At 50.7% G+C, this 18,233-nt stretch carries 16 protein-coding genes; 5 read left to right on the top strand and 11 right to left on the bottom strand.

Annotation, left to right across the window (positions count from 1 at the left end):
• Positions 1-3: 3 nt before the first annotated feature.
• From recG to tdh, 3 genes are all read right to left on the bottom strand, one after another.
• On the bottom strand, positions 4-2,139 hold the full coding sequence (gene recG / locus AB1756_00080; protein ID MEW5805749.1) for an ATP-dependent DNA helicase RecG: 2,136 nt from the start codon (positions 2,137-2,139) through the stop codon (positions 4-6).
• A 62-nt stretch (positions 2,140-2,201) separates the two neighbouring features.
• The gene (gene kbl, locus AB1756_00075; protein MEW5805748.1) at positions 2,202-3,392 is read right to left on the bottom strand and encodes a glycine C-acetyltransferase; all 1,191 of its coding nucleotides are present in this window, start codon (positions 3,390-3,392) and stop codon (positions 2,202-2,204) included.
• 74 nt (positions 3,393-3,466) lie between these two features.
• Positions 3,467-4,519 (bottom strand): L-threonine 3-dehydrogenase, encoded by a 1,053-nt coding sequence (tdh, locus tag AB1756_00070; GenBank protein ID MEW5805747.1) that lies wholly within the window; start codon positions 4,517-4,519, stop codon positions 3,467-3,469.
• A 378-nt stretch (positions 4,520-4,897) separates the two neighbouring features.
• Between tdh and AB1756_00065 the strand changes: the two genes are divergently transcribed.
• The gene (locus AB1756_00065) at positions 4,898-5,641 is read left to right on the top strand and encodes a hypothetical protein (GenBank protein ID MEW5805746.1); all 744 of its coding nucleotides are present in this window, start codon (positions 4,898-4,900) and stop codon (positions 5,639-5,641) included.
• Positions 5,642-5,687: 46 nt separating this feature from the next.
• Here AB1756_00065 and AB1756_00060 read toward each other — a convergent pair whose 3' ends face one another.
• Complete coding sequence (locus tag AB1756_00060; protein MEW5805745.1) at positions 5,688-6,344, bottom strand: alpha/beta fold hydrolase; 657 nt, start codon at positions 6,342-6,344, stop codon at positions 5,688-5,690.
• A 27-nt stretch (positions 6,345-6,371) separates the two neighbouring features.
• On the opposite strand from AB1756_00060, the gene AB1756_00055 reads away from it, so the two are divergent.
• Both AB1756_00055 and AB1756_00050 read left to right on the top strand, forming a co-directional pair.
• Positions 6,372-6,635, top strand: a complete 264-nt coding sequence (locus tag AB1756_00055; GenBank protein MEW5805744.1) for an MMPL family transporter — start codon at positions 6,372-6,374, stop codon at positions 6,633-6,635.
• On the top strand, positions 6,632-7,777 hold the full coding sequence (locus AB1756_00050) for a glycosyltransferase family 2 protein (GenBank protein ID MEW5805743.1): 1,146 nt from the start codon (positions 6,632-6,634) through the stop codon (positions 7,775-7,777). The genes AB1756_00055 and AB1756_00050 overlap by 4 nt, the downstream gene beginning before the upstream one ends.
• Positions 7,778-7,845: 68 nt before the next feature.
• Here the strand turns inward: AB1756_00050 and AB1756_00045 are convergent, their stop codons facing one another.
• Both AB1756_00045 and trxB read right to left on the bottom strand, forming a co-directional pair.
• On the bottom strand, positions 7,846-10,020 hold the full coding sequence (locus AB1756_00045) for a S46 family peptidase (GenBank protein MEW5805742.1): 2,175 nt from the start codon (positions 10,018-10,020) through the stop codon (positions 7,846-7,848).
• 68 nt (positions 10,021-10,088) lie between these two features.
• The gene (gene trxB, locus AB1756_00040; GenBank protein MEW5805741.1) at positions 10,089-11,003 is read right to left on the bottom strand and encodes a thioredoxin-disulfide reductase; all 915 of its coding nucleotides are present in this window, start codon (positions 11,001-11,003) and stop codon (positions 10,089-10,091) included.
• 204 nt (positions 11,004-11,207) lie between these two features.
• On the opposite strand from trxB, the gene AB1756_00035 reads away from it, so the two are divergent.
• On the top strand, positions 11,208-11,942 hold the full coding sequence (locus AB1756_00035; protein ID MEW5805740.1) for an NAD-dependent deacylase: 735 nt from the start codon (positions 11,208-11,210) through the stop codon (positions 11,940-11,942).
• Positions 11,943-12,029: 87 nt separating this feature from the next.
• Here the strand turns inward: AB1756_00035 and AB1756_00030 are convergent, their stop codons facing one another.
• The 5 genes from AB1756_00030 to greA all read right to left on the bottom strand — a co-directional run bounded on the left by AB1756_00030 (position 12,030) and on the right by greA (position 17,764).
• The gene (locus AB1756_00030) at positions 12,030-14,585 is read right to left on the bottom strand and encodes an AMP-binding protein (protein ID MEW5805739.1); all 2,556 of its coding nucleotides are present in this window, start codon (positions 14,583-14,585) and stop codon (positions 12,030-12,032) included.
• A gap of 80 nt (positions 14,586-14,665) precedes the next feature.
• A complete protein-coding gene (locus AB1756_00025) occupies positions 14,666-15,742 on the bottom strand; it encodes a DUF362 domain-containing protein (protein MEW5805738.1) in 1,077 nt (358 codons plus the stop codon).
• A 67-nt stretch (positions 15,743-15,809) separates the two neighbouring features.
• Complete coding sequence (locus tag AB1756_00020) at positions 15,810-16,748, bottom strand: decaprenyl-phosphate phosphoribosyltransferase (protein MEW5805737.1); 939 nt, start codon at positions 16,746-16,748, stop codon at positions 15,810-15,812.
• Positions 16,697-17,293 (bottom strand): hypothetical protein, encoded by a 597-nt coding sequence (locus tag AB1756_00015; protein ID MEW5805736.1) that lies wholly within the window; start codon positions 17,291-17,293, stop codon positions 16,697-16,699. Before AB1756_00015 ends, AB1756_00020 begins: the two co-directional genes overlap by 52 nt.
• On the bottom strand, positions 17,294-17,764 hold the full coding sequence (gene greA / locus AB1756_00010) for a transcription elongation factor GreA (GenBank protein ID MEW5805735.1): 471 nt from the start codon (positions 17,762-17,764) through the stop codon (positions 17,294-17,296).
• Positions 17,765-17,957: 193 nt separating this feature from the next.
• On the opposite strand from greA, the gene AB1756_00005 reads away from it, so the two are divergent.
• Positions 17,958-18,095, top strand: a complete 138-nt coding sequence (locus tag AB1756_00005) for a hypothetical protein (protein ID MEW5805734.1) — start codon at positions 17,958-17,960, stop codon at positions 18,093-18,095.
• Positions 18,096-18,233 lie beyond the last annotated feature (138 nt).

The following is an 18,233-nucleotide window of genomic DNA, read 5'->3' as shown; positions in this document are numbered from 1 at the left end:
CCCTCAGCCAACGGTGATGAGGCCGAGCTTCGCACCCCATCTCTTGTTAAGATGATACATAATCTTTCTGTAATTCTCATCCTCTTTTTCACTGGCTCTCTCAATATAAGAAAAGGCCTCTTCCCTCGCCGCCTTCATGTATAACTGGTCCCGAACGATGTTTCCAACCCTCAGGTCAGGAATTCCCGATTGCTTAGTTCCCATGAATTCTCCGGGGCCCCTGATCTCGAGATCTTTCTCCGCGATGTAGAATCCATCCACTGAGCTTTCCATCACCTCGAGCCTCTTCATCGCCTCTTCGGATACCGTTCCCCCGACAAGAAGTATGCAGTATGAATTTCCTCCTCCTCTTCCAACTCTCCCTCTCAACTGGTGGAGCTGCGAAAGCCCGTATCTTTCAGCATGCTCGATGATCATGATTGTCGCGTTCTTGATGTCGATCCCCACCTCGATGACGGTTGTCGAAACGAGGATGTTTGTCGCTCCTCCGGCAAAATCAGACATTACTTTTTCCTTCTCCTCCGGCTTGAGCCTTCCGTGCATCAACCCCACCGTGAATTCCCTGAAGGTCGTCCTGCTCAGTTGCTCCCACATCTTTTTGGCCGCTCTTAGATCCAGCTTTTCAGATTCATCGATGATTGGATAGACGATGTAGGCCTGCCGTCCTTTTCTGACCTCGCTCCTCACGAAATCGTAGATCTTCTCTCTCGCTCTCTCGTCTCTCACAAACGTTTTGATGGGTGTTCGGCCCGGCGGAAGCTGGTCAATTATCGATATGTCCAGGTCGCCATAGACCGTCAGTGCGAGTGACCTAGGGATGGGAGTCGCGGTCATTATTAACGTGTCTGGTCTCAGCCCTTTCTCAATCAGGTTGCTTCTCTGAAGGACTCCGAAACGATGCTGTTCATCGATGATGGCAAGCCCCAGTTTCTTGAATTGAACGCCTTCCTGGATCAGGGCGTGAGTCCCGATGATGATCTGGCTTCTCCCCGATGCAACGTCGGATAAAATCTTGCTTCTTTCCCTGCCCTTGATAGAACTCGTCAGGAGCTCCACTCTGAGGCCTGTTTTCTCCGTCAACCTCTTGACATTGAAATAATGCTGTTCTGACAGGATCTCAGTTGGAGCCATCAGCGCAGCCTGATAACCGTTCTCAACGGCTACTATCATGCCGAGAAGTGCCACGATTGTCTTCCCGCAGCCGACGTCCCCCTGAAGGAGTCGATTCATCGGATGGCTCGATTTTAGATCCTCGCCGATCTCCTTGAGCGCACGCCTCTGGGCTTCGGTCAGCCTGAACGGGATGATGGATGCAAGCTTTCTCCTCAGCTCGTCTGTGACGGAGTACTTGATTCCCCTTACCTCCTGATGGACTGCTTTCCGCCTCATGGCAAGTCCCAGCTGCAAGAAGAAGAATTCCTCGAAGATCAACCTCCTGTGAAATGACGTCTTCGACATGTTCAGATCATCGAGCGGCACGTCCCCGGGCGGGAAATGGACTCCCCTGAGAGAATCGTACCGGGGGAGGAGAGAATATCTATCGATGATAGAGAGGGGGAGGATTTCAGGGATCTGCCACCTGATTTTTCCAAGGATCTCATAGATAACGTTGCGGATCTTCTTCGTGGACATTTTCCCTATTCGCTGGTAGATTGGGACGATCCGTCCGGAATGGATTGTCTCCTTATCCGATTCCGTTATGAACTCGAACTCGGGGTTCTCTATCTGGAGAGTCCGGGCGCCATACCTGCTGATATTCGTCTTCCCATAGAAAATGGCCGTTCTCCCCTCTTTTATGATATTTCTAAGGTAGGGTTGATTGAACCAGATGACTTTGATCGATGCGGTCCCATCATCGATGAGAGCCTCAAAGATGGTAAGTCTCCCCCTATATATCCTCTTGAATGTTGTGCTGAGTATCCTGCCAAGGATGGGGACCTTCATTCCCGGCTTGAGGTCGATGAGCCTCACAAAACTCCTTCGGTCCTCATAGCGAAACGGGAGGTAATAGAGGAGCTCTTCAACGGTCGAGTATCCGGCTTTCTTAAATTCCTCCGCTGTCTTTGATCCCACTCCCTTGACGTGCTGGAGGGACGTCGCGGGGCTGAGCTCCACTTTCAGCTTCTGGGATGGAATCATATCACCGCTGATTATAAAGCATCGGCCGTCGCACATTCACTATTTTTGTGATCTGATTTAAGCTAGGTGATGACTTTGTACTTGCGGCCAATTTTGGTGAAAGCGGCAATTGCCTTGTCGAGATGCTCCTGCGTGTGGACTGCCGAGATCTGCACCCTGATTCTTGCCTGCCCTTTCGGAACGACCGGATAAGAGAAGCCAATCACATAGATCCCCTCGTCGAGCATGTCTCTAGCAAAATCAACAGCCAGCTTTGCATCGCCGAGCATAATCGGAACGATAGGATGATCACCTGGCAGAATGTTGAACCCGGCTTCCATCATCTTCTGCCGGAAGTATTTCGTACTTCTCTCCAGCCTGTCCCTTAGCTCCGTAGTTTCCTTCAGCATCTTGAAAGCTTCGATGGCAGTGAAGACGATGGGCGGCGCAAGGGTATTGGAGAAGAGGTATGGCCTGGAACGGTTCCTCAGCAGGTCGATGATCTCAGCCTTGCCAGCAGTGAATCCGCCCGAAGCCCCTCCCATGGCTTTCCCGAGCGTGCTCGTGATGATATCTACCCGTTCCATCACGTTGCGATATTCGTGCGTGCCTCTTCCCGTCTTCCCGATGAAACCGGTGCAGTGGCTATCATCGATCATAACGAGGGCATCGTAGTTCTCGGCGATGTTGCAGATGATATCGATCTTTGCGATATCACCATCCATGCTGAATGCTCCATCGGTGCATATGATCTTGAATCGGGCATCCTTCGCCTCTTTCAGCTTTGCCTCCAGATCATTCATATCGTTGTGCGCAAAGATGTACCTCTTCGCCTTGGAGAGCCTGATCCCATCGATGATGCTTGCATGGTTCAGGGCATCGGTGATGATGGCATCTTCCTCCTTCATCAGCGTCTCGAAAAGCCCGCCATTCGCATCAAAGCAGGAAGAGTACAGGATGGCATCATCCATCTTCAGGAAGGAGGCTACCTGTTGCTCAAGCTCTTTATGGATGTCCTGTGTTCCACAGATGAACCTCACAGAGGACATCCCGTAGCCGTATTTCTCGAGGCCTCGCCTCGCTGCTTCCATGATCCTGGGATGAGCGGCAAGACCAAGGTAGTTGTTGGCGCAGAAGTTGATGACCTCTTTGCCCCCTCTGACCTTGATGTCAGCCCCCTGGGGAGTTATGATGATCCTCTCTTCCTTGTAGAGTCCGGCGTTCCTGATATCCACCAGTTCCCTCTGAAGAAAATCTCTTATCTTTCCATACATATATCTCCTCCCAATGTTTCTTGTCTTAATGCCTTCTTATCGGAACCAATGATCTCATATACCAGCAATGCCGATTAAGCTTCTGGCAGCAGGACTACTTTGCTTGCAAGTCTGTCGGCCGCTTTCATCGTTTCCATCGCCTTGATGAAATCCTTCAACGGGAACTTATGCGTGATGACCGGTGTCGGATCGACCATCTTGTTGTTCAGAAGGTTCGCCACCTGATACCAGGTCTCCCACATCTTCCTGCCGTTTATTCCAATGATCTTCGATCCTTTGAAGACAACACCGGCAGCCAGGTCGAGCTTCGGGATGCTCGGCGGGATGCCGAAGGCAGTATAGGTCCCGGCTTTCTTGACCAACTTGAAGCCCCAATCGATCGCCTGCTGGTTCCCAACCATGTCGAGGATGACATCAACGCCGACGCCGTTCGTGTCGTCCATAATGAACTTGACCGGGTCGGTATCCGTGACCTTGATGAGAACATCTGCGCCCATTTTCTTTATGATGTTCAGGCGGACATCGTACTTCCCTATCGCGTAGATCTTGCAGGCTCCCACCGCCTTGGCAACACCGTTTGTAAAGGCAGCGATGGGGCCATCGCCGATGATGGCGATGATCTTTCCACCTACCTGGCTCTCCATGACGGTGTATGTGGCATTACCGAATGGTTCCTGAATGGTCGCTATCTCCCAGGGAAGGCTTTTGTCATTGATCCAGAGGACAGAAGAAGGAATCGCGATGTATTCCGCAAAGGCACCGTTCGTATCAACCCCAAGGATCTTCAAGTCCTTGCAGATGTGCTGGTTCCCTGTGCGGCACTGGAAGCAGATACCGCATGGGATGTGGGTTTCAGCGGAAACATGATCACCCACTTTGACCCCCTTCACCAGGCTTCCAACCTCGACGACCTCTCCACCACACTCATGACCGAAGATCATCGGCGGCTTTATTCTTCCCTGCGACCACTCATCCCAGGCATAGATGTGAGCATCAGTGCCACAGATCGAAGTCGCTTTAACCTTGACCAGAACTTCATCCGGTTTGATCTTTGGAACATCAGCATCGGCGACGCTCGCTCCCGGAGCCCGTTCCTTTTTCCAAACAGCCATCATCTTCTCAGCCATACAAAACCTCCCGATTGATCGTGATTTGCGAAATTTTTCTCAAATCTTCCATAAAAAATCGATGACATTGAAAAATTGATGTCATTGCGAGCGTTGCGAAGCAATCTCACGCATCTAATATGGAAAAAAATTAGTTGGGGAATCGCTTCCCGACCTAAAATGAAAAAAAACGATACATTATTTCATATTCATTGTCAATACATTAAAACACTATGTCTATCTGAAAATACAGCCGGGGTACGATCATTGAACGCCTTTTCGAAAGCCTATAGAATTTTGATAAATAAAATTGCGGTCTTCGGGAAGCCAATGACTATTTTTAGTTGTGGCATATGCTTTGCTTCTTTCCAAGCAATTAAAACGCTTCAGGAGGCGCACATGAATAAAACAACTATATCGATCTTCATCCTTCCTCTTTTATTTCTATTTTCACTACCATTTTCCTCCATTGTTTTCGCCCGTGAAGACGTTCCCCAGGAACGAGGCTCCATTAGCTTCAAATTAGGCCTCTTCAGACCAGATGGAGACAGCCATTTCTGGAAAGAGACCGAAGAGATCTTTACCTTCAACTCGCAGGATCTTAAAGATCTCAATGTTGGAGTCGACTTCACCACATCCATTAACAGAATCCTCGAATTCTCCATCGGCGTTGATTACTTCCACTCCTCTGCCACTTCAGAGTACAGGGATTACATTGGAGACGATGGATTCCCGATTGTGCACGACACCGTACTTGAGATCATACCCGTTCAAGCCACCTTCAAGGTACTTCCCGGAGGAAGATACACGGAGGGAAGGAGACGCCTCTTTCTGAACAAGATCATTCCGTACATCGGTGGAGGACTCGGCCTGTATCTGTGGGAATATCGGGAGACGGGAGAATTCATCGATTTCGGTGATGAGACGCTGCCCATCTACTATGACTCCTTCTTTTCGGATGGCGTGGCTGTTGGAGCCCATGCGCTGGCTGGATTGGAGATCGCCTTCGACTCCAACTGGTCCATCCTGATGGAAGCAAAATACAACAGCGTGGACGACGATCTCAACAACGACTTTGTCGATTATGGGACGATTGATCTCAGCGGCTGGAACTTTACATTCGGTACATCAGTCCGCTTCTGACACCCTTTCAGAAACTTCTTTAAGAACAGAGGCTCTTGATGTAGTATCATTGACGCGTATGATGATAGAGCCAGCGGAGGGTGGCATCCCAGGCAGTCGTAGCCTGCTGCGGATCCTTGAAATTGAAGACATGCCCGGCTCCCGGAATGACAGTAAGCTCAGTATCAATTCCCGCTTCACGCAGCCTCTCATACAGCCGCCTGGATTCATCTACGGGCGCGGACCTGTCGAGCTCACCGTGGATGAGAAGGACGGAAGCCTTGATCTTGTTGAGATGATGCAGCGGGGAAGCATTTTTCAACTTCACCCTGAACTCCTCTTCCGTCCTTGCCCCCGATTCCTTCCTGAAATACCAGCGAATGATCCGGAAGACCGCTCTTTGCATCGGATTGGTTCTTCTATAATCGTACAACCAGTGTTCGAAATCAGTCACGGGGTAGTAGGCAACGACCGTTTTAACCTTCTCGGGCACGGCAGCTGCGATCAACAAACTGAAGACACCCCCCTGTGAGAAGCCAAGTGTCGCGATCCGCTCCCTGTCCACCAGCGGCTCCCTCTCGACGATCTCCAGCGCCGCAGTAACGTCTTTCTCACAGTGCCAGGCAAAAAGGCTTCGCTTGTAATCCCCCTTGATCTTTCTCATATAATCCGCAGCAACGGCAAGATATCCTTCTTCCGCCAGATCCCAGATAACGCCACGCATCTCGCTTGCCCTCTTGCCGGCTTCGGGGTGGATTATGGCATTTACGTCATGCAGGCCTACTGGCGCGAGGATCGAAGAGACCTCGGGAATGCTCTTCACCTTATGGGAAAGAATGTGATGATGTGCGCCGCGACGACACTCGCGGGATGCGGGAGCCTAGTTACCGCGAAATCCCATGGCATCGCATCCATTGGGCTTGTCCTGAGCCTGGGAGCCATCACCTGCACGGCCACCGCCCTCCTCGTTCTACCGGCCATCATCCACATTCTGAAGGACAGACTGAATGAATGAACGATCATCTTCTCCACGCCTGCCTGAATGCGGTGAAAACCATAGAGATCGGGAAGGAGGAAAACTTGAGTTCCAGGATCTGCGTCATTATTCCAGCTTTCAACGCGGCGAAAACGATAAGGAATGTCATCGATGGCGCACGGAAGCATGTCACAAGAGTCATAGTTGCGGATGATGGCTCCGCCGATGAAACGGCGGTGATCGCTCGGGAAGCCGGCGCGGAGGTCGTCACGATCCCTGCAAACTATGGGAAGGGACATGCCCTGAAACTCCTCTTCCGGAGAGCGATCAAGGAAGGATTCGACGCCGCCATCAGCATGGATGCTGATGGGCAGCATGACCCGGATGAGATCCCGCTCTTCATCAAAGCCTTTGAACATAACCTTGAGGAGATCATCATCGGCTCTCGCATGCACGATCGCGAGAATATCCCCCAAGCGCGCCTGGATGCAATGAGGATCGCACGGTTCTACGTATCACTGGCGGCCAACCAACCTATCGAGGACACGCAGTGCGGATACAGACTCTATCCCCTCTCTCTCATCAAGAAGATAGAACTCACAAGCGAGAGGTATATCACAGAAACAGAACTGCTGATCAAAGCGGGCGATATGGGAAAGATCATCCGGTGCGTCAGGGTCAGGGCCTTGTACGGAGAGAACGGGAGCCATTTCCGGCCGGTCATGGATATCGTCTCCATCTCGGCCTGGGTCATTTCCTATCTAATCGTGAAGTGGTTCAAAGAGGGGATCACCTCCGGGAAGCCGTTCACCTATTCAAAGAATAATCTGCGCGATAGAATCGGGAAGCACAAAGGGCTTGACAGGCTCTTCGTCGTCCTGACGGTGCTCATCGGGCTTCCTACAATGCTCTTCTTCCTGGCAGAATATATCCTTCTCTCCCCTTTCCTGGATAACTTTTCCATCATCAGGCGAAGTGGCAATTTCTACAGGATCACACTCGCCACTTTCACCCTCTTCGTCTTCCATTTTTTCTCTCTCTTTGAAAGACTCTTGCTGCCGCGCACCTTCCACTTCAATTTTCTTGATGAGATCGTGGAACACTTCTTCGGAGCACCTGCGCTTCACCCTCCCCATACTCCTCTCCTGAAGGGAGGGGAAGAAAAAGACGCCTCATCTTAAGCAAACATTCACCTCTGGATCAGGAGGGGGCTATCGTAAGCCAGCCATCATCGCCAGTTCAAGAGGGGTCATCGAATGATGGTGAGTTCGTTGAGGATGTTGAGCGCCTTGTCCAACTTATCGAGGCAGAATAGGACGTAGCGGATATCCACGTGGATGCTTCTTGTCAGCTCCGGGTCGAAGTGGTAATCGCTGTACATCGACTCATAAATTCCGTCAAAGAGGATCCCGACCAGCTCTCCACGCCCATTCAGGACCGGGCTTCCAGAGTTCCCTCCCGTGCTGTCGTTGCTCGTAAGGAAATCGACAGGGACGTCATTGATATTCTTATCCACCCAGGAGCCGAAGTCTTTTGCTTTATAAACATCAATCAGCTTTTCCGGACAATCGAAAGGATCCACTCCGGTGTTCTTTTCGATGACACCTGTCAGTGATGTGATGTACCGGTATGAAACGGCATCCTTTGGAGAATAACCCTTCACCTGGCCGAAGTTGAAACGAATCGTCCCATTGGCGTCCGGATAGAGAGGCTGCTTTATCCAGGCTTCCACCCCCTCCAGGTAGAGGGGCATCAGCTTCGAAACGGCTCCGGAAAAGGCTTTTTCCTTCTTGCGTTGGATCTCCCTCTCTTTTTCCATCTCATCGGCAAATTCTATGAATGGATCGTGGAGCTTCAGCAGCTCTTCCCTTTTCATGTGGAGCATTTTGACCCTCTCTTCTGCCGAGCCGAGCATCGTCCCAGCATAGATTCTGTCCAGAAATTTAGCGATCGCCTGCTCCTGCGAGAGTTCCGGGTTCTGGTTGAGCATTCTTTCTACCGCTACGATCTTCTGATCCGGCGGAAGGGCAAGCGCCTTCTTCAGAAAATACTCAAGAACTTTCCTGTCGGCTTCAGGAACGAGGCTCTTCTGGGCTACATTCAACCAGAGCTCTGAATCTGGAAGGTCTCGTTCCTGGTAACCGGGCTCTCTATCCATATCCTTTTTCTCCCGCTCGATGCTCCACTTGTTGATGGAGAGGGCGTTACCGAGGAGACCTCTCCCCATCCAGCCCATGACAGAACTCTTTTGCCTGTTCTTGAGATATTCCCTGTACAAAGTCTCTAGCTGGGGAAGCACCTGGCCATATTTCATTTCCATTTCAGGATGGTTCTTCAGAAACTCGAGAAAATCCATCTCCTCTGCTCTCTTCTTCTCGAGAAGACCTGTCTTGACCAGCCCTTCGAGCATCCCCTGATTGTTCTTGAGTGTGTTGTAGAGACCCTTGATGTAGCCGGAAAGCTTGACAGCGGCTTCTTCATCCTTCTGCGCGAACTCCTCCAGGATCCGGATCAAATCGCCAGCCATCTGTATCTGGAACGGGTACCGGTGCGTCTGATCGTTCTCAACGGCGAAAGAGGTCTGGTGCCGCGCCGTGCGCCCCGGGAATCCCATGATCATCGTGAAATCCCCTTCGCTGATCCCCCTTGCAGAGATCTTCAGGTATGATTTCGGCTTGTAGGGAACGTTGCTTTTTGAATGATCGGCTGGCTTTCCATCCGGTCCAACATAAGCCCTCAGGAATGAGAAATCGCCGGTGTGTCGGGGCCACATCCAGTTATCGATCTCTCCGCCGTATTCGCCGATTGCGCGAGCCGGGATATAAACCACGCGGATATCCCTGATCTTCAGGAAGGTGAAGAGGTAGTACTTCATTCCGTAGTTCATCGAGGAGACATCGCATTCCAGACCTCCCCCTTTTTCTTCCGCTTTCTTGATGATCTCTTTAGTTTTCTTCTCAATGGCCATGTAGCGGTCATAGTCGCTCATCCCCTCTCTGATCTCCGAGAGGATCTGTCCGGTGACATCCTCGATGGATTGGAGGACAAAGACCTGATATCCGGGAGCCGGAATTTCCTCCTCTAGAGTTTTTGCCAGGTAACCCATCTCGATGTAGTTCTGCTCGGGAGTGCTGATTCTCTGGACGGCTCCAAAGGCGACATGGTGATTGGTGAGGATTAATCCGTTGGGCGATACGAAGGAGGCGGTCGCTCCCGGGCTGACCACGGCATGGGCGAGGCTTGTCCCCTGCGGGTTGTAAATCTCTTCCTGCGAGAGCTTCAGCCCCATCTTCTTCATTTTCTCCATCATGTTCGGGTCGATCTGATCGAGAAGGTACATCCCCTCATCCGCCTTGATCTTGATGATGAGAAGGAGCAGCATGGTTAACAAGGTCAAAGAAATGGACACCTTTCTGTAGTTCATGTTCTTCCTCTCTTAACTCATTAAGTCCGAAAATTTAGCCCGCCACTGCTTTTTGCTACACAACAGCATCAATAGTTGGCGATGTAGTGTTCGGCGAAGTGTTCTGCTGTTGCCCCTTCACCCACTGCGGCGGCTATCTGACGGACGGGCTTGGATATGACATCTCCGACGGCAAAGACTCCAGGAAGGGAGGTCTTCATCTCCCTGTTCACAATGAGGAATCCATTTTCATCCTTTTCAATCTCATCCTCGAAGAGGTCACTGTTCGGGAGGAATCCCACGTAGATGAATACACCGCGACACTCTCTGTTGAACTCCTCGCCCGTCTTGACGCTTTTGAGCCTGATTCCTTTGACCGTTCGCCCGCCGTAGATCTCGATGGGAATTGTGCTCCAGAGCACCTCCGTCCTGGGATTATCGATAAATCTCTTCTGGAGAACCTTGCTCGCCCTCAGTTCATCCCGCCTGTGGACGAGATAGACCTTCGAGGCAAACCTTGTCAGATAATCCCCCTCCTGAACGGCGGAGTCTCCTCCGCCTATAACAACCAGCTCCTGTCCTTTGAAAAATGCTCCATCGCAGGTCGCGCAATAGGAAACTCCCTTCCCTGCAAACTCCTTCTCCCCTTTTAGACCCAGCTTCTTAGGCAGCCCACCAGTTGCAACTATGACCGCCTTCGCCCTGTATTCCTCGCCATCCGTGATAATGACCTTTTCTTTACCATCCAATCTGATCTTCTGAACATCGGCCGTCTCGATCTGGAGACCCTGCTTCCTGGCCTGCGCCTCCATCTTCTGCGACAGCTCCATACCGAGAATTGATTCGAATCCAGGGTAATTCTCTATCTCGTCCGTGTTGAGCATCTGCCCTCCCGGAAGCCCCTTTTCGAGAAGAACACAGTTGACCATTCCCCTCGCTGCATATATACCTGCCGCCAGCCCGCCCGGTCCACCTCCCACGATGACAAGATCATATCTCTTCATCTCTTCCTCTCCATCTTGCTTATTCCGAAGTCCTTAAGTACTTTAGATTTTTTATTCTACCATGTTTGAAGAAAATGCTGGCAATTTATCCAGTTTTGAATGATGATATAGAAGACTCGCAAAGAAGTCTGCCTCATCCGCCGCGGAAGAAGCAAGGGATGCTGAGAGCAGTTGACACATGATGATCACTACGAAGGGAGAGTGATGAAAGCCACAGAAAGAGCTGCCGAGATCATCTCGAGAAGTTCGGCAACACTGGCACTCACTGGCGCCGGCATATCTGCCGAAAGCGGGATTCCTCCTTTCCGCGGACAGGGCGGACTCTGGGACAGATACAACCCGGAGGAGTATGCTACGATCGATGCCTTCCTTAATAATCCTGGAAAGGTCTGGAATATGCTCAAAGAGGTTGGAGAGATCATTTTGAAATCTAAGCCTAACGATGCCCACAGAGCTCTTGCCGAGCTGGAAGAGATGGGGAAGTTGAGAGGGATAGTCACTCAGAATATCGATGGGCTTCACCAGGCAGCAGGAAACAAGACCGTAATAGAGTTCCACGGGACTCATAAGCAGATAATCTGCATGAGCTGCTGTAAGAGAATCAAACTAGAACAGTTGATAATTCAAGACCTGCCTCCGCTCTGTTCGTGCGGTGGCATTCTCAAGCCCGAAGTCGTTCTCTTCGGCGAACCGATCCCTTATGATGCTCTACGTACGGCGTTTCAGGAAGCATCGACTTGCAAGGCTCTCCTCGTCATAGGGACATCTGCCGTCGTGGCTCCTGCCTCTCAGATCCCCCTGATCGCCAAGCAGAACGCAGCAACCATCATAGAGATCAATACGGAAAGCACGATCCTGACCACCGGCATCAGCGATATCTTCCTTGAAGGTTCCGCCTCGCAAATCCTTCCACAGATCGTCAACCTCCTTAAACAGTAACACCCATGGACAACCGTATGTTCAACAGATCAGGCATCATGTCAGACATCGAAAGAAGGATACCTTGGTCATCATCCATGGTTTCGATTAGAGCGATTTGACTGCAATCTCGAGTCGAGCGGCGATGGATTCATAGGTCATGAGGTCGAAGGTCATCGGTTTTCCTATCCGGATGATGACTTTATCCCTCCTCGGCCAGTTCTTATCGATCGGCATGACATTCTGGATCCCATCGATTCTGACTGGCAGCACTGGAATCTTCATGCTGCTGATCAGTATCCCGATGCCGGGCTTGAACTTTTCAATTCTACCGGTGAGAGTCCTTCCCCCTTCCGGGAAGATGAGAGGGCAGAAACCCTTTCCGACCATCTCTCCCGCATATTCCATGCTGCTGCGAAAATCGCTTTCTGTCGGGAAGGGAAAGGCGTTATAGAAAGCGGTGGCGATGAAATAGGCAAGGCCGACCAGAAATCTCCTGTGAAACGGGACTCCCTCTGGAAATAGATATTCATTGAAGATCTCCTGCATCATCACGGGCGTCAGCCTGATCCTCAGTTTGAAGGGAAGCGTAGCAAGAATGGCAGGGGCGTCCATGTGACTGATGTGGTTTGAGACCATGATGAAAGGAGCCTTCAATCCCTTTAGATTCTCTCTTCCGACAACTGTTATCGAGCAGTAGTATCTCGTAATCGGCAGGAAAAAGATCTGCTGGACTATAACCCTGAGCCACCTCACGGGAAGCGATGTCTGCCAACGGGGAAGTTTCACTTCGCTGCGGCCTGGCTTTGATTCGCTGATAAGCCTTTTTAACTCTTCGACAGTCTCGCATTTTGCGAACTCCTTCTCATCGATGCTGACCTGATACTTATCCTCAAGAGCACAGAGGAGCTCGACCCTGTCTATCGAGCCAAGGCCGACATCAGTGGATAGCTTCATCCCCTCGGCAAATTCCATCCCTTTCCTCCCCGAAATTTCACGGATCAGGTCCTTAAAAGCATCCGTTTTAAGTTCTGCAGCAGCGACAACTGTTTCCGTATCTCGCCATTTTTGCTCGCTCATAGAAGCTCTGATGCGCTCTGCCACTTTTCTTCTCTTTACCTTGAATGTGGATGTTCTAGGAAAATCGTTCTGAGCCCAGATGGAAAATGACTTTATCTTCTGATGAGGATTCAACAATTCATTGGCGCCCCGGACGATAGATGAGGCATCATAGCCCTCGCCTTTCAGGAGAAGCACAGCATGGACTTCTTCTCTTCCATTCTTCTCAACGCCTATTACTGCACTATCTTTGACCCCTTCCATCCTGTTCAGAAACGCTTCAACGTCATCGGGATAGACGTTTATCCCTTCAGCCGTGACGATCACATCCTTCTTCCTTCCCCTGAAATAGATGTATCCTTCATCGTCCATCTCGCCGAGGTCTCCAGTCCTGAACCAGCCTTCATCAGAGACGGCTCTTTCAACGCCTTTTTCCGTCAAGTAGCCTTCGCTCACATTTGAGCCTTTGACGAGGATTTCTCCATCCTTATCCAGCCTTATCTGCTGGTCACCAATAGCCCTTCCGATGGAGCCTCTCCCTCCGGTCAGAGGATTGTTGATACTGATGATAGGGGCCGTCTCCGTGAGACCGTAACCTTGGACTACTGCAATCCCGAGCGTCGCCCAGAACTCCTCCAGATCCCTGTTCAAGGCTGCTCCTCCCACGACGATGCAGTGGAATCGCCAGCCGAAACCTCCCTGGACTTTGCGGAAGAACCAGATTCTGCCTGGTAGCCTCTTCTTCCCGGCAGCTTCATATAAAGCCTGAAAGCTTTCCCCTCTTTTCTTTTCAAAATCTTTTATAACAAGATCCCGCAGAGAATCGAGGATCCTCGGCACGGCTATCAGGATCCAGATCTTTTCTTCCTTGATGACCTTTCTTATGTAGTTCGGATTCAGCGAATCGATCAGGACTACGCACCTTCCAAGAATGATGGGAAGGAAAATGGCGAGGGCCTGACCAAACATATGGCTCAGCGGGAGCAACGAAAGGAATCTGAAGGAGAACAGAGGTAAAATCCAGCTTGCGTACTTCTTCGCAAAGTGCTCTATCGGATCAAGGTTGGATACGATGTTGCGGTGGCTTATAAGGACTCCTTTCGGCTCCGCTGTCGTTCCCGATGTGAAGACTATTTCGACGATGTCCTGCGGCGACAGGTCAACGGGTGAGAAAACAGAAGAATCTATCTGCTGGATCTCGTTTCTCAGGCCGCCAAAATGAATGGTGAGGAGGTTTGTCGCGCCGCCTGTTGCAATATTCTTCCCACCAGAATGGACAGCCCCCTTCGCCTGAACGATTTTCAGAATCTTTCTTGCGAACTCTTCCGTCGAAGCATCGTCCAGTGGAACGGCGATGACTCCGCGGAAGATGCAGCCGAGGAAGGCAACTATCCATTCCGGGCAGTTTGTCCCCCAGAGTATGAACTTGTCTCCTTTTCCAATACCATGTCTATCTAGCCAGAGAGCGAATCGCTTCGATTCGTCCAGGAGCTCTCCAAACGTCCATTTAAATTTCCTGTATTGGGTCCTGTGGATATAAGCGGTCTTCGGCGAATTTTTCGAGAGATCTTCGATGAGGGATACAAGTGTCCGTCGCTCGGTCATTCCAGGATCACCAGAGCTATTTTAACACCTTCTCAGCGTAATTATTATTGCTGATGAAGTGGCAATATTTTAAGGCTTTATCAATATTTGGAAAAGAGCCGACCCCACTCCGTGTCTTTGAACTTACGGATGCGGCTCTTTCCGATCGTGGGATACCAGAGGAAGTCGTGGTAAATGTTGGACGCCATGGGAGCCCAGAAGACAAGAGGGGAATGGAGGGCAATTTTTTCCAGGAATCTCAGAGAGCCCAGACGGAGCATCTGGTCACCCCAGATGACGAAACTCCTCCTCACCTGGAATCCGAAATCGATGCTGGTGATGTCTTCGCCTACGACTTCGATCATGGCAGGATTGCCGGTGCCGAACCCTTCCTCATGACAGATCCTGATGTAGCCGATCTTCATCGGGTCGAAGCCCATCATCTTCGCCGCCACGGCGTCTATGGCAACGGAATCGGTGCTTGCCAGGATGAATCCCTTGGTGACAGGAAACATCGTCCTGGGACCGGCTCCATCACCGCATACCGTTCCATCCATGACGGCGAAAATGGAAGGATGGATCTCCATCTGCATCACCATGAGGTCGGCAAGGACTTCGTGTATGTACTTGTGTCCGTAATGCCGGAACTCTTTCAGGAGTCCGCCAAAGGCGTTCTTAATCGCTCCCGTCATTACGGAATGGCCGTGAGTCTTCACCGTCGGAAGATGAATTACGTTCTTTCCTATCATGAGCTCGGGTATCTCGATCCCTTCAGGGAAGAGCTGGTTCAACCGGAAGAGCCTTGTCTTGAACTTATAGACTATCCACTTGACCTCGGTGAGTGGCGTGAATTTGATTCCATATCTTTCGAGGACGGGAAGCCACCTGTTATCTCTTGCCCCTTTCCAGGGGTTCGTCACTACAGTCTTATTTTCGACGGGGATGAGACCCTGTTTGCTGAAGCCATCCTCGAGAAGCGTTTTGAGGACACCATCGAGCTGCCAGGGCTGCGAGGAGCAGGCAGGAAAATATTTTGTCCATGATAGATTCAGCTTTATGATCGTAGGTATTGACCTGTCGACATGAGAGAGGTAGTCTGTCATCCGCATCACCCTTGAATAATCTTCCAGGACCTTCTGCGGCGTCGTCCTGATTACCGCTACCTTAGACTTGCTCATGATCCATCACTCAATGAGGCGTTACGATGCCTGACATAATATGCGTATATATGCATGAATTTTCACATCATATGAGATACAGGATGATAACGACGACGATGCCCCAGAGGAGGATGTTCAGCAAGAGAGGTTTGTCCTCCAGGACGAGTCTCGTCGGATTGTCTCCTACCCCCTTGTGAAGGACGAGATACAGATACCTGAAGATCCCGTATAGCACGAAAGGTATGGTGAAATTCAGATGCGTCGTTCCGAGCTTTTCCATGACTTCGGGCGACATCGTGTAGAAGGAGTAAGCGATGAGGGTCGAAGCGGTCACGACGGCGATCATCTGATCGATGAAGGTCTGTGAATATTCAACCAGTATCTCGCGGTGTGAGGCTGCCTCCTCTTTGTAGATGGATAATTCCTGCCTCCTCTTGCAGAATCCGAGGAACAGGGCGATAAGAATGGTGCAGAGAATCAGCCAGCTTGAGATCTGCACGTCGATGATGACGGCTCCAGCAATCGCCCTGAGGAGGAAGCCGAAAGCAATAGACATGACGTCGATGATGACGATCTTCTTCAGTATGACAGAGTAAAGCAGATTCAAGACCCAGTATATGAGAGCGACGGTGCCGAACTTGATAGAGAGCAGGAAGGAGATCAGCAGCGATAGAGATGCAACCAATAAGCTCCAGAAAATAGCAGCCCGGATGGAGAGGGCTCCTGAGGCTATCGGTCTTCTTGCCTTTGCAGGATGCAGACGGTCTTTTTCGATGTCGAAGATATCATTGATAATGTACACCGTTCCAGAGAGAGCGCAAAACAGGAGAAACCCCCATGTGGTTATCAGAAGATTGTCGACATTGAAGAGGTTCTGTGAAAAAACGAGGGCGGCAAAGACAAAAGAGTTCTTCACCCACTGTTTTGGCCTCATCGAAATGATGATGTTTCTGTGGAACTTTATCATAAGATTCAGAAGAATCCTATTGCCGCTGTAATCGATTTCTGAGGAATCATGATGCATCTATCATTGACGCTCAAGCCTATCCTACCGGCCCCGAGCAAGTCAAGTATCTTCTCCTGATCAGTTAAAGCCCAGTCACTATAGCCACAGGAAAATCTCCTTTTAGCACTGGAGCCTGCTTCCCTGCTTATCAATTTCTCCACGGTTTCCGCAAGCTCCTCAACGGCAACGGAACCGATGGCATCCGCGATCAATCCTCTCGTCGGCTCCCCTTCATAAATCAGCCTGGCGGCCTCCTCCTCGACCTTGCTCCCGATCGTCACAGCCATAAGGAAAACCCCCCTCGATCCACCGAGCCACGCTGCAAGTTTCTTACTTATGATCGTGAATCCACCAACCATCCGAATGATCCCCGATCCATCATTTATGATGGCAAACTTCTCATAGATCCCCTTTGGCTCGATGAGCCGCCGGGCATTCTCAATTTCTGAATCGATGAGACTGTCAAGATGCTGGCTGTTGACCTCCTGGGGATACTTCAAACCAAGCCGCTTCAAGACGGATCGTCGCTCTACATCTACCGTGAGATTATTGATGATCGGCATCTACTCTTCGTTATCGTGAATGGTTTGAAATTCGAGTATCTCGAACCTCCTCTTTCCGGAAGGGGTCACGACCTGCACCTCATCCCCGTCCCTCTTGCCGAGAAGACTTTTCGCAATCGGGGAGCCGATCGATATCATCCCCTTACCTGGATCGCTCTCATCGTTCATGACGATCTCATAAGAGATCTCCTCCTCGGAATCCAGATCGAGAATAAGGACCTTCGAGCCCAGCGAGATGCAATCTTTCGGAATCTTATCAAGTGAGATCATCGAGAGGTTTGAGAGCTTCTTTCTGATCTGGGCGATCCGCACCTTTACGTAACCCTGCCTTTCCAGAGCCGACTGATACTCAGCATTCTCTCTCAAATCTCCCATTGCTCTTGCCTTTTTTATCTCTCTTGGAAGTTCCTTTCGCAACTCTTCCGTGAGAGCCTCAAGCTCTTTTTCGAGCCTCTTCTTCAAATCTGCCATAAATCCTTTCCCCTTCCTTTACCTTACTTTCCCTTAGTCCTCCCTGATTCTATGAATGATAGCATGCAACAATAGCTCTATCAACAAGTTACACAAAAGGAGATATATTTATGAAAAGCAAGCTTTTGCTTTTCCAAGACAGACCCACTACTCAGCCGAGGCTGGGCCTGTGGTTTGAGATAGAAGGATCCGATTGCAGCGATTCCTCACGGTACTCGTGCTTCTTATGGCCGGAAGCATTCCACTCGCGAAAGCCGATGACCCTCACCCTGCACGGTGGAATACTGCAGCCAATAGCAACTGGAGAATCTATGCGAGCGCAACCGGATGACATTCAAAAAGATCTCCCGCATCCCCGAGAAGCGCACTTCGCTTCGAACTCTCCCCTGTGGAGTTCCGGCGCCTTCGAGCAGAGCTTCCAGAACGGGTGGGGGAGGTAGGGCCGATCATTGAGACCCGCGAAGCCTTC

Source organism: Acidobacteriota bacterium, from assembly GCA_040752675.1.
Lineage (GTDB): Bacteria > Acidobacteriota > Polarisedimenticolia > JBFMGF01 > JBFMGF01 > JBFMGF01.
This window is presented reverse-complemented; position numbering and strand designations above follow the sequence as displayed.

What these genes read in the sequence shown, in the direction of transcription:
- recG (MEW5805749.1), bottom strand. Translation starts at nt 2,139, where the DNA reads ATGATTCCATCCCAGAAGCTGAAAGTGGAGCTCAGCCCCGCGACGTCC.
- kbl (MEW5805748.1), bottom strand. Translation starts at nt 3,392, where the DNA reads ATGTATGGAAAGATAAGAGATTTTCTTCAGAGGGAACTGGTGGATATC.
- tdh (MEW5805747.1), bottom strand. Translation starts at nt 4,519, where the DNA reads ATGGCTGAGAAGATGATGGCTGTTTGGAAAAAGGAACGGGCTCCGGGA.
- AB1756_00065 (MEW5805746.1), top strand. Translation starts at nt 4,898, where the DNA reads ATGAATAAAACAACTATATCGATCTTCATCCTTCCTCTTTTATTTCTA.
- AB1756_00060 (MEW5805745.1), bottom strand. Translation starts at nt 6,344, where the DNA reads ATGCGTGGCGTTATCTGGGATCTGGCGGAAGAAGGATATCTTGCCGTT.
- AB1756_00050 (MEW5805743.1), top strand. Translation starts at nt 6,632, where the DNA reads ATGAACGATCATCTTCTCCACGCCTGCCTGAATGCGGTGAAAACCATA.
- AB1756_00045 (MEW5805742.1), bottom strand. Translation starts at nt 10,020, where the DNA reads ATGAACTACAGAAAGGTGTCCATTTCTTTGACCTTGTTAACCATGCTG.
- trxB (MEW5805741.1), bottom strand. Translation starts at nt 11,003, where the DNA reads ATGAAGAGATATGATCTTGTCATCGTGGGAGGTGGACCGGGCGGGCTG.
- AB1756_00035 (MEW5805740.1), top strand. Translation starts at nt 11,208, where the DNA reads ATGAAAGCCACAGAAAGAGCTGCCGAGATCATCTCGAGAAGTTCGGCA.
- AB1756_00030 (MEW5805739.1), bottom strand. Translation starts at nt 14,585, where the DNA reads ATGACCGAGCGACGGACACTTGTATCCCTCATCGAAGATCTCTCGAAA.
- AB1756_00025 (MEW5805738.1), bottom strand. Translation starts at nt 15,742, where the DNA reads ATGAGCAAGTCTAAGGTAGCGGTAATCAGGACGACGCCGCAGAAGGTC.
- AB1756_00020 (MEW5805737.1), bottom strand. Translation starts at nt 16,748, where the DNA reads ATGCATCATGATTCCTCAGAAATCGATTACAGCGGCAATAGGATTCTT.
- AB1756_00015 (MEW5805736.1), bottom strand. Translation starts at nt 17,293, where the DNA reads ATGCCGATCATCAATAATCTCACGGTAGATGTAGAGCGACGATCCGTC.
- greA (MEW5805735.1), bottom strand. Translation starts at nt 17,764, where the DNA reads ATGGCAGATTTGAAGAAGAGGCTCGAAAAAGAGCTTGAGGCTCTCACG.